The 14,561-nt window shown below is 73.3% G+C and carries 16 protein-coding genes and 1 tRNA gene; 8 read left to right on the forward strand and 9 right to left on the reverse strand.

The window, feature by feature from the left end; all coding sequences use genetic code 11:
* Positions 1–33 precede the first annotated feature (33 nt).
* A complete protein-coding gene (locus tag ACLJPL_RS01635) occupies positions 34–1,185 on the forward strand; it encodes a peptidoglycan-binding domain-containing protein (protein WP_411078822.1) in 1,152 nt (383 codons plus the stop codon).
* Between the two features lie 236 nt (positions 1,186–1,421).
* The gene (locus ACLJPL_RS01640; RefSeq protein ID WP_411078823.1) at positions 1,422–2,084 is read left to right on the forward strand and encodes an HAD-IA family hydrolase; all 663 of its coding nucleotides are present in this window, start codon (positions 1,422–1,424) and stop codon (positions 2,082–2,084) included.
* A gap of 24 nt (positions 2,085–2,108) precedes the next feature.
* Here ACLJPL_RS01640 and ACLJPL_RS01645 read toward each other — a convergent pair whose 3' ends face one another.
* Positions 2,109–2,843, reverse strand: a complete 735-nt coding sequence (locus ACLJPL_RS01645; RefSeq protein WP_411078824.1) for an ABC transporter permease — start codon at positions 2,841–2,843, stop codon at positions 2,109–2,111.
* Positions 2,844–3,089: 246 nt separating this feature from the next.
* On the opposite strand from ACLJPL_RS01645, the gene ACLJPL_RS01650 reads away from it, so the two are divergent.
* The 3 genes from ACLJPL_RS01650 (at position 3,090) to ACLJPL_RS01660 (ending at position 6,234) form a co-directional block, all read left to right on the forward strand.
* Positions 3,090–3,734, forward strand: a complete 645-nt coding sequence (locus tag ACLJPL_RS01650; RefSeq protein ID WP_411078825.1) for an HNH endonuclease family protein — start codon at positions 3,090–3,092, stop codon at positions 3,732–3,734.
* Between the two features lie 144 nt (positions 3,735–3,878).
* Positions 3,879–5,672, forward strand: a complete 1,794-nt coding sequence (locus ACLJPL_RS01655) for an alkaline phosphatase D family protein (RefSeq protein WP_411078826.1) — start codon at positions 3,879–3,881, stop codon at positions 5,670–5,672.
* Between the two features lie 112 nt (positions 5,673–5,784).
* A complete protein-coding gene (locus ACLJPL_RS01660) occupies positions 5,785–6,234 on the forward strand; it encodes a DoxX family protein (protein WP_411078827.1) in 450 nt (149 codons plus the stop codon).
* Positions 6,235–6,443: 209 nt separating this feature from the next.
* On the opposite strand, the gene ACLJPL_RS01665 is transcribed toward ACLJPL_RS01660, so the two are convergent.
* On the reverse strand, positions 6,444–7,241 hold the full coding sequence (locus ACLJPL_RS01665; RefSeq protein ID WP_411078828.1) for a superoxide dismutase family protein: 798 nt from the start codon (positions 7,239–7,241) through the stop codon (positions 6,444–6,446).
* A 196-nt stretch (positions 7,242–7,437) separates the two neighbouring features.
* Between ACLJPL_RS01665 and ACLJPL_RS01670 the strand changes: the two genes are divergently transcribed.
* Positions 7,438–8,106 (forward strand): DedA family protein, encoded by a 669-nt coding sequence (locus tag ACLJPL_RS01670; protein ID WP_411078829.1) that lies wholly within the window; start codon positions 7,438–7,440, stop codon positions 8,104–8,106.
* 52 nt (positions 8,107–8,158) lie between these two features.
* Here ACLJPL_RS01670 and ACLJPL_RS01675 read toward each other — a convergent pair whose 3' ends face one another.
* The 7 genes from ACLJPL_RS01675 to ACLJPL_RS01705 form a co-directional block, all read right to left on the reverse strand.
* Entirely contained in the window at positions 8,159–8,392 is a 234-nt protein-coding gene (locus tag ACLJPL_RS01675) for a DUF2277 domain-containing protein (RefSeq protein WP_411078830.1), read from the reverse strand.
* Positions 8,393–8,506: 114 nt separating this feature from the next.
* Positions 8,507–8,965 carry a hypothetical protein gene (locus ACLJPL_RS01680; protein ID WP_411078831.1) on the reverse strand — a complete coding sequence of 153 codons (459 nt, stop codon included), beginning with the start codon at positions 8,963–8,965 and terminating at the stop codon, positions 8,507–8,509.
* 132 nt (positions 8,966–9,097) lie between these two features.
* The gene (locus ACLJPL_RS01685; RefSeq protein ID WP_411078832.1) at positions 9,098–9,322 is read right to left on the reverse strand and encodes a hypothetical protein; all 225 of its coding nucleotides are present in this window, start codon (positions 9,320–9,322) and stop codon (positions 9,098–9,100) included.
* Between the two features lie 151 nt (positions 9,323–9,473).
* Positions 9,474–10,091, reverse strand: a complete 618-nt coding sequence (locus ACLJPL_RS01690; protein ID WP_411078833.1) for a hypothetical protein — start codon at positions 10,089–10,091, stop codon at positions 9,474–9,476.
* A 101-nt stretch (positions 10,092–10,192) separates the two neighbouring features.
* Positions 10,193–10,834: a GNAT family N-acetyltransferase gene (locus ACLJPL_RS01695; RefSeq protein ID WP_411078834.1), complete on the reverse strand. Its 642-nt coding sequence runs from the start codon at positions 10,832–10,834 to the stop codon at positions 10,193–10,195.
* A 374-nt stretch (positions 10,835–11,208) separates the two neighbouring features.
* On the reverse strand, positions 11,209–11,541 hold the full coding sequence (locus tag ACLJPL_RS01700; RefSeq protein ID WP_411079437.1) for a TraR/DksA family transcriptional regulator: 333 nt from the start codon (positions 11,539–11,541) through the stop codon (positions 11,209–11,211).
* Positions 11,542–11,943: 402 nt separating this feature from the next.
* A tRNA-Val gene (locus ACLJPL_RS01705) sits at positions 11,944–12,018 on the reverse strand.
* Between the two features lie 197 nt (positions 12,019–12,215).
* Between ACLJPL_RS01705 and ACLJPL_RS01710 the strand changes: the two genes are divergently transcribed.
* Positions 12,216–13,016: a DUF4097 family beta strand repeat-containing protein gene (locus tag ACLJPL_RS01710; RefSeq protein WP_411078835.1), complete on the forward strand. Its 801-nt coding sequence runs from the start codon at positions 12,216–12,218 to the stop codon at positions 13,014–13,016.
* Between the two features lie 72 nt (positions 13,017–13,088).
* Positions 13,089–14,546 (forward strand): hypothetical protein, encoded by a 1,458-nt coding sequence (locus tag ACLJPL_RS01715; RefSeq protein WP_411078836.1) that lies wholly within the window; start codon positions 13,089–13,091, stop codon positions 14,544–14,546.
* The last annotated feature ends 15 nt before the right edge of the window (positions 14,547–14,561 follow it).

Below are 14,561 nucleotides of genomic sequence, written 5' to 3' on the forward strand. Positions count from 1 at the left end.
AATCGCAGGCAGTTCAAGGGGAGGGGACCCACGATGACCGGACACGCATGCCCGGAGTGCGGCAGACGGACGGCAGGCGAGCCCGGCACGGAACACCGGGTGCCCTGCCGGTGCGGTACGGACACGGGCGCGTCGGGCACGACACGGCTCACGGGCGAGGAGCTGCGCGCCGCCCGCTCGGCGGAGATCGCGGCGGCGGAGGACTTCGACCCGCTGCGGATCAGGCCGTATGTGACGTTGACGGAGAGCACGGCGTCCGATGACGACGTCGACGCGGGGGCGGGGGCCGGCACTGGGGGCGGTGTCGGGGCCGGGACTGGAGTCGGGGCCGGGTCCGGGGCTGAGTCCCGGTCCGGGGCCGAGCCTGGTCAGGACGTTTCCGGTGCCGCCGACACCACCATGCCGCTGTCGCTGTCGCCGTCGCCGTCGCCGGGCGGGGGCGTCCCGGCGGGCTCCCCCGGCTCGCCCTTCCACGGCTCGGGCCCCACCCTCGCCCACGACTCCACGACCACCCCCTTCCACACCCCCGCCCCCGGCGACGACCCCGTGCAGCCGCGCCGCAGGCGGCCCTTCGCGATCCTGGCCGTGGGGGCGGCCGTGGCGGCGGTGGTCGGCACGGCGGCCTTCGCCGGCGGGCTGTTCGACCGGGACGGCGGCCCGAGCGGGGCGTTGCCGGAGGCGACCACGAGCGTCCCGGACGCCGAGGACGAACCGGCGGCATCCGTCGCCCCGTCCCCCTCCCCCTCGGCCGCCCCGTCCCGTACGGCGTCGGCCTCGCCCACCCCCTCGGCGTCCGCGTCCGCCTCCGCCTCGCCGACGCAGAGCGCCACGCCGACCCCGTCCGCCTCCGCCCCGGCCACGCCGGTCGCCGAGGCCCCGAGCGCCCCGGCGACCGGCAGCCCGGCCCCGGACCAGGTCCCGCCGTCCGCCGCCCCGCCCGCCGAGCCGGCCCCCTCCGCGCTGCGGCACGGCGACCAGGGGCCGCAGGTGGCCGAGTTGCAGAACCGGCTCAAGGAGGTGTGGCTCTACCACGGCCCCTCAGACGCGAACTTCAACGACCGGGTGGAGAACGCCGTACGGGTCTACCAGTCGTACAAGGCGATCCAGGGCGACCCGGCCGGCGTGTACGGGCCGAACACCCGGCGCGCGCTGGAGGCGGAGACGACCGGCCGGGGCCGCGACTGACGGGCCGCGGCGAGCACGCGGACCCGGGCCCGGCGGACGTGAGCATGGCGGACGCACCTGAGCACGGGCGGACGGGAGCACGGGCGGACCTGCGGGATTGGCTTTCCGGCCCAGGTTTTTGTATGTTCGTGGAACAAAGTAGCTCCCGCCCGCTCTCCCTGACCGGCGGGCGGGGCTGCTCTTGTACCGCGCCACCACCCCGCGCGCCCCGCACTACCCCGTTCTGGAGTCAGCCGATGCCGGCCACCGTCCTCACTGCAAGCGCCCTCCTGCTGGACATGGACGGCACCCTCGTGAACTCCGACGCGGTGGTCGAGCGCTGCTGGCGTCGGTGGGCCGTCCGGCACGGACTGGACCCCGAGGCCGCACTCAAGGTGGTCCACGGCCGCCAGGGGTACGCCACGATGGCCGTCCTGCTCCCGGACCGCCCCGTGGAGGAGAACTACGCGGACAACCGGGTGATGCTCGCCGAGGAGACCGCCGACGTCGACGGCGTGGTGCCGATCGGCGGGGCCCCCGCGTTCATGGCCGCGATCGCCGGCCTCCCGCACGCACTGGTGACCTCGGCCGACAGCGCGCTCGCGACGGCCCGGATGACGGCGGCCGCGCTGCCGATGCCCGCCGTACGCGTCACGGCCGAGCAGGTCGGCGCCAGCAAGCCGGACCCCGAGGGCTTCCTCAAGGGCGCGGCGGAGCTCGGTTTCGGGGCGGCGGACTGCATCGTGTTCGAGGACTCCGAGGCGGGCATCGCGGCCGGCCGGGCCGCCGGCATGCGCGTCGTCGGCGTCGGCCCGCGCGCCGCGGCCCTGTCGCCGGACGCCCATGTCGAGGACCTGACGCAGGTTCGGGTGGAGGCGGCCGAGGACGGCTCGATCCGCCTGCACATCAGCGCGGCCTGAGCCCCTGCCCCGCCCCGGGCGCTCTCACCCCCGGTGCAGCAGCCCGCGCGCGACCAGTTCCAGCACCACCGCGACGGCCACCGCCTGAACCGCCATCAGGGCCACCAGCACGAACAGTTGCACCGCACCCGCCTCCACCGGCGAGGCCCCGCCCAGCAGCATGCCCACGAACGCCCCCGGCAGCGTGACGAGCCCCACCGTCCGGGTCTGGTCGAGCCCCGGCAGCAACGCGTCCGAGGCGGCGGGCCGTACGATCTCCAGCCGGGCATCCCGGTCGGGCAGCCCGAGGGCCATCCCCGCCTCCACCTCCCCGTAACGGGTGGCGAGTTCGTCCAGGGCGCGCCGCCCGCCGAGTACGGTCGCGGTGAGCGCCCCGCCGATGAGGATGCCCGCCACGGGGATGAGCGCCAGGCCCCTCACCGGCACGAGCCCCGTGACCAGCAGCAGCCCCACCACGGGCAGCGCGCCCGCCGCGATCGGCACGGCCGCCCACCACCAGGTGCGGTTACGGGTGACGCGACGCCCCGCCGTCCAGGCGGCCACGGCGAACATCAGCGCCACGAAGCCGAGCAGCGGCGCCAGATACCGGACGACCCAGCCGATCAGCAGGGACACCGCGGCGAGTTGGGCCGCGGCCCGCACCCCGGCCACGAGGATCTCGCGCGAGCGGCCCAGCCGGGCCCACGCGGCGACGGCGGCCGCGAGGACCAACAGGACGGCGAGGACGACCCCGAGGGCCGGTGAGACCGGAAGCAGCACACGGCAAAGAGTAGAAGCCGCTCCCGAAGACCGCGCCGGACCACATCCCTGACGCTTCGTCAAATCTCACACTTCAACGCGCCCGGCGGATACTTCGCCCCCACGCGCCCCTTCACACCCCTTGATGTGACGTGCACATGTCGTCACTCTGTTACCTGGCGCCCACCCCACAGAAACCTGGCGCCGCCACGATGGGCGGGCTCCACAGCCGCCTGCCCACGCACCCCCCACACCAAGGGAGTTCGCATGTCCGGTGTCTACGCGCGTCGCACAGCCGTCGCCGCTGCAACCGCCGCCTTCGCCGCCACCTCCGTCCTGCTCACCGCCCCGACCGCGCAGGCCGCCCTCCCCACCCCGGTCAGCGCGGCGACCGCACGCACCTACCTCGGCCAGCTCACCGTGGGCGCGGAGGGCTCGTCCAGCGGGTACAGCCGCGACAAGTTCCCGCACTGGAGCACCCAGTCGGGGACCTGCAACACCCGTGAAGTGGTCCTCAAGCGCGACGGCACGAACGTCCAGCAGGACGCCTCCTGTGCCGCTGTCAGCGGCAGTTGGTACTCCCCGTACGACGGCGCGACCTGGAGTGCGGCGTCCGACGTCGACATCGACCACATGGTCCCGCTCGCCGAGGCGTGGCGCTCCGGTGCGAGCAGTTGGACCAACGCCCAACGGCAGTCCTTCGCCAACGACCTGGCCCGCCCGCAGCTCATCGCGGTCACCGACAACGTCAACCAGGCCAAGGGCGACAAGGACCCGGCCAAGTGGATGCCGCCGCGCGCGGCGTACAAGTGCACCTACGTCCGCGCGTGGGTGCACGTCAAGCACCACTACGGCCTGAGCGTGGACTCCGCCGAGAAGAGCGCCCTGCAAACCGCCCTCAACGGCTGCTGACCCCCCGAACGGCAGGAAACAGGCGGCCCTCCCCGCCCTCCCCCGTCGTACCGTTCGTACGGAGTCGGCTCGCAAGGAGTCGGCCCGTACGAGCTACGGGGTACGGGATCACCCGTGACGACGACGGTGCGAGGAGGACATGACATGGCCGGGCTGCGTCTGGGGCCACTGCTGCGGTACGTCGACTGGGAGTCCGGTTCCACCGCGACCGTCTGGGTCGAGGCGAGCCGCCCGTGCACCGTGGAGGTGCGGTGCGCGGACGGCGCGTCGGGGGCGTCCCCGACGTTCGCGGTGGCCGGGCACCACTACGCCCTGGTGGTCGTCACGGGGCTGACGCCCGGCTCCACGACGGCGTACGAGGTACGGATCGGGAGCCGGCGCGTCTGGCCGCCCGAGGACTCCCGCCTCCCGCCGAGCACCATCACCACGCCCCCGGCGGCTGCCCGGGCGACGAAAGGGCCTTCGGGGGAAGGGCACTCGGGGGAAGGGCCTTCGGGACCGGCCCCGGCGGAGGGGCCGCGGGAGGGACCGGCGGAGGAACCGCGAGAGGGACCGGCGGCTGGGGAGGCCCGGCGCGACGTCCGGATCTCGTTCGGCTCGTGCCGCTGGGCGGCGTCCCCCGGCGGCGGGCACGACCCGGCGGGCCCGGACGCGCTGGTCACCCTGGCCGCCCGCCTCGCCGCCGACCCGGCGGCCGAGCGCCCCGACGTCCTGCTGCTCCTCGGCGACCAGGTGTACGCGGACGAGACCTCCCGGGCGACGCAGCGCAGGCTCGCCACCCGCCGCGACCTGCGCGAACCGCCGGGCACGGAGGTCGCGGACTACGAGGAGTACACCTACCTCTACGACGAATCGTGGCGCGACCCCGAGGTGCGCTGGCTGCTCTCCACGGTCCCGAGCTGCATGATCTTCGACGACCACGACGTCATCGACGACTGGAACACCAGCGCCGCCTGGCAGGAGGACATCCGCGCCACCCCGTGGTGGCACGAGCGGATCGTCAGCGGGCTGATGTCGTACTGGGTCCACCAGCATCTGGGCAACCTCTCGCCCGCCGAACTGGCCGCCGACCCCGTGTACGCGGCGGTCCGCGCCGCACCGGACGGCACCGAGGCGCTGCGCCGCTTCGCAGCCGAGACCGACGCGGACCCCGCCCGCACCCGCTGGAGCTACCGACGTGTTTTCGGCCGAGTACGACTGCTGATGGTGGACACCCGCGCGGCCCGGGTCCTGGCCGAGCAGGAGCGGTCGATGCTCGACGCCGACGAGGCCCGCTGGTTGCGGGAGGAGGTCCTCGACGACCCGGCCTCATACGATCACCTGCTGATCGGCAGCTCCCTGCCGTGGCTCCTGCCCCCGCTCGTCCACGACGCCGAGCGCTGGAACGCGGCTCTGTGCGCGGGCGCGCGCGGGAGCCGGTGGGCGCGCTTCGGCGAGAAGCTGCGCCGGGCGTCCGACCTGGAACATTGGGCCGCCTTCCCCGATTCCTTCGACCGGTTCACGGAGCTCCTGCGGGAGGCGGGGAGCGGCCGGGACGCCCCCGCGACGATTTGCGTCCTCTCGGGCGATGTGCACCACGCGTATATCGCCGAGCCGCAGTGGCCGGCCCTCGACGCCGAGGGCGCTCCGGAGGCCCGCATCCTCCAGCTGACCTGCTCGCCCGTGCACAACTCGATCCCCCGGTCGATCCGTTCGGGCTTCCGGTTCGGCTGGAGCCGGGCGGGCCTGCGGCTGGGCCGGGTGCTGGCACGCCACGGACGGACGGAACCGACGCCGGTGACCTGGTCCAAGGCGGGCGGACCCTGGTTCGGTAACCAACTGATGACGCTCGTGTTGAGTGGCCGAAACTCTGTGCTGACATTGGTACAGGCCAACTCGAGCGCGGAAGGAGCGCAGCTAGAGGCAGTTTTTGAGCGTTCACTCACCCGTGAGAGGTAGTCGCTTTTCAGCCACTCGGCGGAATGTTGAAGTTGCAAGCACTGGTCAGGTATCCCTAACCTGAGGCGCCCAATCGGTTTACGTCCCCACCCGACCGAAGGAGCCCTCCCCCATGCTCAGCCGCCTGAACCAGGCCCAGCCCTACGCGCTCGGCCTCTTCCGCTTCGTCATCGGCCTGCTCTTCGCCTTCCACGGAGCCGCCTCGCTCTTCGGACTCTTCGGCGGCAACCAGCCGGAGACCGGAGCCTGGCCCGGCTGGTACGCCGCGCTGATCCAGCTGGTGTGCGGGGCCCTGGTCGCCCTCGGCCTCGGCACCCGCGCCGCCGCCTTCCTGGCCTCGGGCTCCATGGCGTACGCGTACTTCAAGGTGCACCAGCCCGACGCGCTCCTGCCGCTCCAGAACAACGGCGAGCTGTCGGCGCTCTTCTGCTGGGCGTTCCTGCTGCTGATCTTCACCGGTCCTGGCGCGCTGGCGCTGGACCGGTTCTTCGCGGGACGGGAGACGCGCGTCGCCTCCGAGGACGCCTCCCGCCAGGAGCGGAGCTCGACCGTATCGGCCTGACAGGCCGACCCCGGACGAAAGGGCGGTGCCCCGCTCCCCCGCGCGACGACCGCGGAGAGGCGGGGCACCGCCGCATCCCCTCACCAGACCAGGTCGCTTCCCGCCCGGGCCGTTTCCCGCCAGGTCGCTCCCCGCCGGGCCGTTTCCCGCCAGGTCGCTCCCCGCCGGGCCGTTTCCCGCCAGGTCGCTTCCCACCGGGCCGTTTCCCGCTAGGGCGCGAACGGCACCGTGAAGCAGGCCACCCGCTTCCCCGCGCCGCCCTGTTCGTCGTGCACGATCACCGAGCGGGCGTCACCCTCCCGGAACCCCCAGTCGTGCCGGGCCTCCGCCGCGCCGTCGCCGTCGCCGTCGGTCCGGAAGTCGAGCCACACCTCGTTGACCGGGTCCGCGGTCGGCAAGGCGCGGTGCTGGTAGTGCGGCCCCGCCGCCGAGGGATCCGCTCCACAGGGCTCGGTGTGCACATGCATCCCGTACGGACGGTTCGGGAGGAGCCCGTGCAGCCTGGTGCCGACGCGGTTGCCGGACCGGTCCGTGTACTGCGTGACCTCGATCCGCGCGGCGGCCGGGACCAGCCGGGTGTCGTACGTCAGGGCGTCGGACGGTACGAAGGAGCCGGGCGGCGAGAAGACCCCGTCGACCCGCATCCAGAGCCCCCCGCTTCGCGAAGCGCCACCCACGAGCCCCGCCTCCCCGGTGCCGCCCGCCGCGCTGCCCGCCGCGCCGGTGCCGCCCGCCGCGCTGCCCGCCGTTCCGGTGCCGCCCGCCGTGCCGGTGCCGTGGGCCGCGTGCCCGTCGCCCTCCGGGGCGGGCGAGCTGTCCGCACCGCCGGTGCCCGCGCCTGCTCCTGTGCCTGCGCTGTCCGCCCCCTGGGCGACGCCGGCTCCGGTGCCGCCGGCAAGCATCAGCAGGACCGCCGCAGCTCCGGCCAGAGCCCGCCGCCGCCTCCGTACCGCACCCGTCGTCCGGCCCGCCCGTTGCCCCGCTCGCTGTTCCACCCGTGCCGTCATGCGCTGCTCCCTGATCGAGTCGGTCGTTTCCCCTCCCTAACGCGCGTATCGCCCGTGGGGTGTACGTGCCCCGCTCGATATCACCCGACCCTGGCCAAGGGGCCGACCACCCTCACGCGTACGCTGTACAGCTGAACCTGCCGCCCATGCCGCTCCCCTGCGACGTCGCGGCGTTGACATGATCGGGGAGTAGACGGTGCTTGAGAGTGTGGGCGCGCTGACCAGCAGCCCATGGATCTACGCGGTGGTCGCCCTCTCGGTGCTCCTGGACGTCTTTCTGCCCCTGTTGCCCAGCGGGGTCCTGGTGATCACCGCCGCCACGGCGGCCGCCGCGGGTTCCACCGGCGTCAACGGCGGCGAGGCGGCGGGCGAGGTGCCGTCGCTGCTCGTGCTGGTCCTCTGCGCCGCCACCGCGTCGGTGCTCGGCGACCTCGTCGCGTACCGGCTCGCCTGGCGCGGCGGCGACCGGCTGGACCGGGCGATCGCCCGCTCGCGCCGTCTCACCCGGGCGCAGGAACGTCTCGGCGCTGCCCTCAGCCGGGGCGGCGGCGCGCTCGTCGTCATCGCCCGGTTCGCCCCCGCGGGCCGCTCGGTGGTCTCCCTCGGCGCGGGCGCCGCGCACCGCAGGGTGCGGGACTTCCTGCCGTGGTCGGCCCTGGCGGGCCTGGCCTGGGCGGGCTACAGCGTGGGGCTCGGCTACTTCGGGGGCCGGTGGCTCGGTTCGACCTGGTTCGGGACGGCCGTGTCGGTACTGGCCCTGTTCATGGCGGGCGCGCTCGCCGCGTTCGTCGTCAAGCGCCCGGGCGCAGCACGCGCGGCGAAGACGGAGGCGTCGGTGCCGTCACCGGCCCCGGCCTCCCCCTGAGCGTCCCGCGCCCCGAGCACCCCTGCTCCTGAGCGCCCGCCCCCGGCCGGGCTCAGCCCTCGGCGGCGCTCCGGGCGGAGCCCCGTATCTCCAGGCCGTCCAGCAGCTTCATCGTGGCAGCGGTGATCTCGTCGACGGCACGGTCGAACACCTCCCGGTTGTGCGCGGCGGGCGCACGGAAGCCGGACACCTTGCGTACGTACTGAAGGGCGGCGGCCCGCATGTCCTCCTCGGTGGCCTCTTCGGGGAGGGCGGGCGGACGAAGGGTCTTGATGCTGCGGCACATGACTCCAGTGTGGACCGCACCACTGACAACGGGCATCCGCGGCTCCGGCCCGTCACGCGCCATCCGTCACGCGCCATCCGTCACCCCTCCTCTCCCCCTCACCCCGTCACCCCATCACCCGGCCAGGTAGGAACCCTCCCGGTCGGACCGGTAGGTGCTCAGCGCCCAGATGATGAAGACGTCGATGGCGATGGTGACGATGGCCCAGACCGGCGTGTACGGGAGCCACATGAAGTTGGCGATCAGGTTCAGGGAGACGAGGGCGATGCCCACGGCGCGGGCCCAGGTCGCGCCCTTGAGGATGCCCCAGCCGACGAAGATCAGGAGCACGCCGAGGACGAGGTGGATCCAGCCCCACGCGGTGACGTTGAACTTGAAGACGTAGTTGTTGACGGCCGTGTACACGTCGTTGGTCGCGATCCCCGCGATGCCCTTGATCACTCCGAGGACACCGTCGACGAGGAGCAGGAAGCCGGCGAACAGCGTTCCGCCGCCGGCCCAGGGGTTGCCGGTGTCGGCGCCGGATGCGGCGGGACGGGAGGTGCCGGGCGTCGGTGCGGTGGGCTGGGACATGGGGACTCCTTGGCCGGGACAGGCGCGGGCGCCTGCTGTCCTGACCTGCGCTGCACATGCGCGCGGGTCAGCTCCGACGTTTCCTTCGGCCCACCCGGCCAGCCACTGGGAAGCACCCGTTCGGGTGACGGATCACGGGGCGTCCCAGGTGTCGAGGTCGCCGCCGCGCCACTCGATCAGCCCGGGCCGGTCCAGCTCGACGACCGCGTCCGGCCCCGGCGCGAACCCGGCGACCCGCAACATGGCGGCCACCTCGCCCCGCCCGTGCGCCAGCCCCACGATCTGCCCGTGCACGGTGACCCGCCGCGCTCCGGACGCGGAGGGCGGGTACACGATCACGGGAGGATGCGCGGCCATGACTCCACGGTGCATCGGGGGGTCACGGAGCGCATCCCGGGACGAGGACCCGAGGACCCGGTACCGCGCGGCGTCTCACCGCCGAGCCGTGGCCCATCACGCGTGCGCAGGTCTCCGACCCGTACGCCCCCGAACACGCCCCCAGCGCTCCCTACCCGCTCACCCCGACGATGCCCCAGCCCCGCCGGGAAGCTTCGGCCAGGACGCGGCCCCAGCCCTCCAGCAGGTCGACGAACTCGTCGAACTCACCGACCCAGCCCCCGGGGGCGGCGGCATGTTCGGTGAAGGCGGCGCGCAGCCCGCCGAGGCGGGGTCCGGCCCGCTCCCACACCAGGGCCAGTTCCCGCACACTGCCCGGAGACCGCGCGACCAGCAAGCCGTGGGAGACCTCGGGGTCTTCGCTGAAGAAGCCCGGGTCGATGTGCTGCGCCTCGCCGTCGAACCCGCCCCAGATCAACCCGAGCAACAAGGCGTCCAGATCGGTCCGCGACCGCGGATCGGCGTGTGGGCGGAGGCGCTCCCACCGCTCCCCGGCCCAGAAGTGCGCCTTGTACGAACCCGCGGTGCGCGGAAAGTCGTAGACGGCGAAGCAGGCGGCGTCGGGCCCCTGCGGCCACTCCCAGTCGCCGGCGGGCGGGGGCGCGTCGATGTCCCAGAGCCCGGTCTCATCGGCGTACCAGGCATTCCTCAGCCGCGCCAGGCGCTCGCGGGGCGGAACGCCGCCCAGCCACTCCCAGTCCGCGATCATCACACTGATATCCAGCCCCATGGAGTGAAGGTACGGGTGCGGGTCCCCCGATCCCCAACCCCGTACCCCCGCTTCCGGACGTACGCGAAGGCCCAGGGCGGAAACCTGGGACGACGCGCGCCCTACCGGCCGAGCAGCAACGCCTCCGAGCCCACCGGCCGGAACCCGGCGGCCTGGAACGCCCTGATGCTGCGCGCGTTGCCCGCGGCCTGCTGCGACCAGAGCGGCTCGCCCTCGGGCACCAGATGGCGGGCGGCGGTGGCCAGGGCGCGCCCGAGACCGCGGTGCCGGGCGTCCTCGTCCAGCTCCACTGCCACCTCCCAGCGGCCCGCCACCCCACGTCCGAGGACCAGCACCCCACCGTCGACCGCCCACATCCGCACCTCGTCCCGATACCTGCGCGCGCTCACGCCCTGGGGATGCACCGGATCGGTGACCTCCCGCAGGTCCAGCGGAGGATCGCCGGGGAGCGCGGGCGCGACCGTGAGGAGGTCGATCGTGTCGGTGGTCCGGCCGGTCCGTTCGAGGAACGCCAGCAGGAAGCGCGGATGCATGGTGGCCGCCAGCGCGTCGCAGTCCACGGAGGCCAGGGTCGCGTGGACCCACGCGGGGTCCTCGTCGGTGAACACCACCGAGTGCGCGGTGAAGGCGATCACGCCGCTGTCCCGCCCGCTCGGCGCCTCCACCACGGTCGTACTCCCGTCTGGCGCCGGAAACCGGCCGCGCGCGGCCCCGTCCAGGATCTCCGCAAGCGTCTGCCTCATCGGCTGTCCCTCTCCCCGTCCCGCATCCCCGTCCCGCACCTGCCGGTGCGCCGCCACCGTCCATGATGGGGTACGTCCCGCCCCTACGGCTCGCGACGGGTGACGGGGGCGTACGCAACCTGCTTCCGCCGCCGACGAAAGGAGGGCGGCCGGTGATTGCTCAAGGGGTCGAGATCACGGAACGCTGCGACGAATGCGGCGGGGTGCTGTTACGGAACGTCGGACAGCGCGTCGACCAGGGGCAGTTGTGGTGGGGTGCGGACGGTTCCTGCACCGCCTGCCCCAACGCCTGGTGCGAATCGGACCCCTCCGGGGCGACTCCCGAGGTGTTCCGGCAGGCACTGCCGGCCGGACACCGCACCCGACCGGCACGCTCAACGGCGACGCCCCGCGCCCCCGCCCGCGCAGCCGACGCACGTGGTGGCCGCCGGCCGCACCTCCAGCCGGGCGGCCGGAATGGGCTCGCCGCACTTCTCGCAGCGCCCGTAGTCGCCGGCCTCCAGCCGTGCCACGGCCAGGTCCAGCTCAGTCAGGTGCTCGCGCGCCTGGGCCAGCAGGGCGGCGACGTGCGCCCGCTCGAAAGCGGTGCTCGACCCCTCGGGGTCATGCTCGTCATCGACGGCCACCAGGGCGTTCGCCTCGACGATCGCCTCGAAGTCACGGCGGAGCGACGCCATCCGCTCGCCCGTGTCGGCGTGTTCGGCCATGAGCCGCCGCCGTACCGCTTCGTGCTCGGGCGGGCCGTACCGGTCACCACGGGTGTTCTCGGTCACCCACTCCACAACGCCGTACGGGGAGCGCCCATTCCAACTGGTTCGACAGCGGATCCGCTACGAACCCTCGCTGAAGCGGACCGACCAGGCGTAACCGCTCAAGGTGCCGTGCGGGACCCGCCGGACCTCTCTGACCCGGCAACCGTCATGCGCGTACTTGAGCGCGAACCGGTCGAGACGCTGCGCGTCGGTGAGTTCCTCCCCGGTCGGACACCCCGTTCACCACACCCCGTTCACCATGCGCCGTCGTGCATGGTCCGGCATGAGAACTTCGACGCCGATGCCGCACGCAGACGCCGAAGACCCCCGGCCATGATCGGCCGGGGGTCTTCGTTCTGGTGGGCGCGGACGGTTTCGAACCGCCGACATCTGCTTTGTAAGAGCAGCGCTCTACCCCTGAGCTACGCACCCGTGGATGAGGCAACAGCGTACATGGACCGGACCCCCTGGTCATAAACAGATAAGGGCGGGGTGGGGGGATAACCCCACCCCGGAGACGGTAGCCGTCCGGATACCCGGGCAGGGGTCCCGGTGCATACGGTTTGCCGTACACCGGCGGCGACGGCCGGTGGCACCGTCCGGCCGTACTTCCTGGGGGACCGATCATCGTGGACATCCGTACCAGCGCACCGACCCGCACGCACCGCAGGGTTTCCGGCCGAGTGCTCGCCGTGGGGGGCGGGGCCATGGTGCTCGCCCTCGCTCTCAGCGGGTGCGGGAGCGCCGACGTCGATGACGCGCCCGTGGAGCGCAAGTCGTTCGCGTTGGGGGGAAAGACGCTGACCATCGACGCCGAGGACTCGACCGTGTCCCTCATCCCGGCCGATGTGGACCAGGTCGAGGTGGAGCGTCGGGTCGACGGGTGGGTCGTGCTGGGCAGCGGGCCCGATCCCGTCTGGACGATGAAGGACGACACCCTGACGCTGCGGGTGAAGTGCACCGGCGTGATCAACGACTGCGGCGCACGGCACGAGGTGAAGGTGCCCCGCGGGGTGACCGTGAAGGCCGACGCGGAAAACGGGCAGGTCACTGCGACCGGGTTCGACACCCCGCTGTGGCTCTCCGCCGCCAACGGCGACATCGTCGTACGGGATTCCGGCGGGCCGCTGGACCTCAGGAGCGCCAACGGGTCGGTCCTCGCCGAGCAGGTAGGCGCCAAGTCCGTGGTCGCCCGTGCGGACAACGGGGAGATCCGGCTGGGATTCAGCGGCGTGCCCGATCTGGTGGACACCGTCAGCGACAACGGGAGCATCGTCATCGATCTGCCGCAGGGCGGACAGAAGTACGCCGTGAACGCGAGCGCCGACAACGGCGAGGTCAGCGTCGGGGTGCCGCGGAGCGAGAGCAGCACCCATGTGGTGAAGGCCCGCAGCGACAACGGGGAAGTGAAGGTCCAAAGCGCGAACTAACCGACCCGTGTGTTCGTCCTTACCTGGTGGGAGAATGTACCGGGCAGGGGCGGAACAGCACGGGAGAGGGATGTGACGGCGACACACACGCGGCCAGAGGCAGGAGCGGGTGGGGGTTCCGCCGTCGAGAGCGTTTCCGGTGCCCGGAAGGAGACCGCTGCGGCCCGGAGCGGGGATGGCGCCCGCAGTGGGGTCGTCGGCGTGGGGCAGGGGGGCCGGGATGTTCTGGCGCTCCTCCTGCTGCCTGTGCCCCTGCTCCTCGCCGCCCTGCCCGCCGCCTTCGCCGGCGGCGGTACGCGGCGGTGGTTCGGCGGGCGCGGGGAGAGCCAGCGTGCCGAGGCCCAGGCGGCCAGGGACGCGGCGGCCGAAGCCTTCTACGAGCTGGACACCGCCCAGCGTGACCTGCGGATCTCCATCGAGACGATCAACGCCGTGGACAGCTCCCCGCGCGGCCGCAAGGCGTCGGAGGACTTCGCCGCGCTGGGACGCCGGATCGACGAGGTCAGCCACGCCTACATCACCGCCGTCGACGCCCACGACCTGGACCGGGACGATCTGGAGCCCTCCGTCGCCTCCCGTGCCCGCACCGAGCTGACCCGGGCCAAGGACGATCTCGTCCGGGTCAAGGGCGAGCTGGACCGGTTCGGGCAGGGGCTCGGGACCCTGCTGGGCAGTGCGGAGACCCAGCTCGCCCGCCTCGCGCCCGCCGTGGAGCGGGCCCGGCAGGCGCTGCTCGGGGCGAGCAACGCGCTCGACGCCGTACGGGCGGCGGGGCTGCGCGCCGACGAGCTCGCGGCCCGGCTCGCCGCCCTCGCCCCGGAGCTGACCAAGCTGAACCAGGGCGCGGGGAAGCACGGTGTCGCCGAGACGCTCCAGCGCGCGGATGTGGTCCTGCGCGATGCGGAGGCGCTGCGCGCCGAGGCGGAGCGGCTGCCGGAGCGGGCCGCCGAGATCGACCGGCGTCTGGTGTCGCTGCGGACCCGTGCCCAGGCCCTGACGACGCGGGCGGGATCGGTCGAGCCGGTCCTCAGCGAGCTGCGGCGACGTTTCTCGGCCGCCTGCTGGCAGGACCTCCAGCAGGTCCCGGAGCAGGCTTCCGTCAACGTACGGCAGGCCGAGGCGAAGATCGCCGAGGCGGCGAAGGCACGCGAGGAACAGCGCTGGGCGGACGCCACGTCCCGGCTGTCCACGGTCCGCGCCCTGCTCAACGCGACCGACGACGCGGTCTCCGCCGCCGGGGACCGGTTGCAGCGGCTGGACGCCGTGGCGAAGGACCCGCAGCAGGAGATCGAGCGGACCCGGTTCGCCGTACGGGACGCACAGCGCCTCGCCATGGCCGGCCGGCACACGCCCGACCCCCGGCACGCCCGGCCGCTGGACGACTCCGTGGCCCGGCTGGAGCGGGCCATCACCGGTCTGGAGGGCCGCCACCCCGACTACTGGCACTTCCTGACCGAGACCGAGGCCGTACGCCAGACCGCCGCCCGGGTCGTCTCCGACATCCGCGAGGAGCGCGGCGGCGGGGCCTGAGTCCGCGCCGTCCCG

The sequence above is a fragment of the Streptomyces sp. cmx-18-6 genome, assembly GCF_046548915.1.
Taxonomy (GTDB): domain Bacteria; phylum Actinomycetota; class Actinomycetes; order Streptomycetales; family Streptomycetaceae; genus Streptomyces.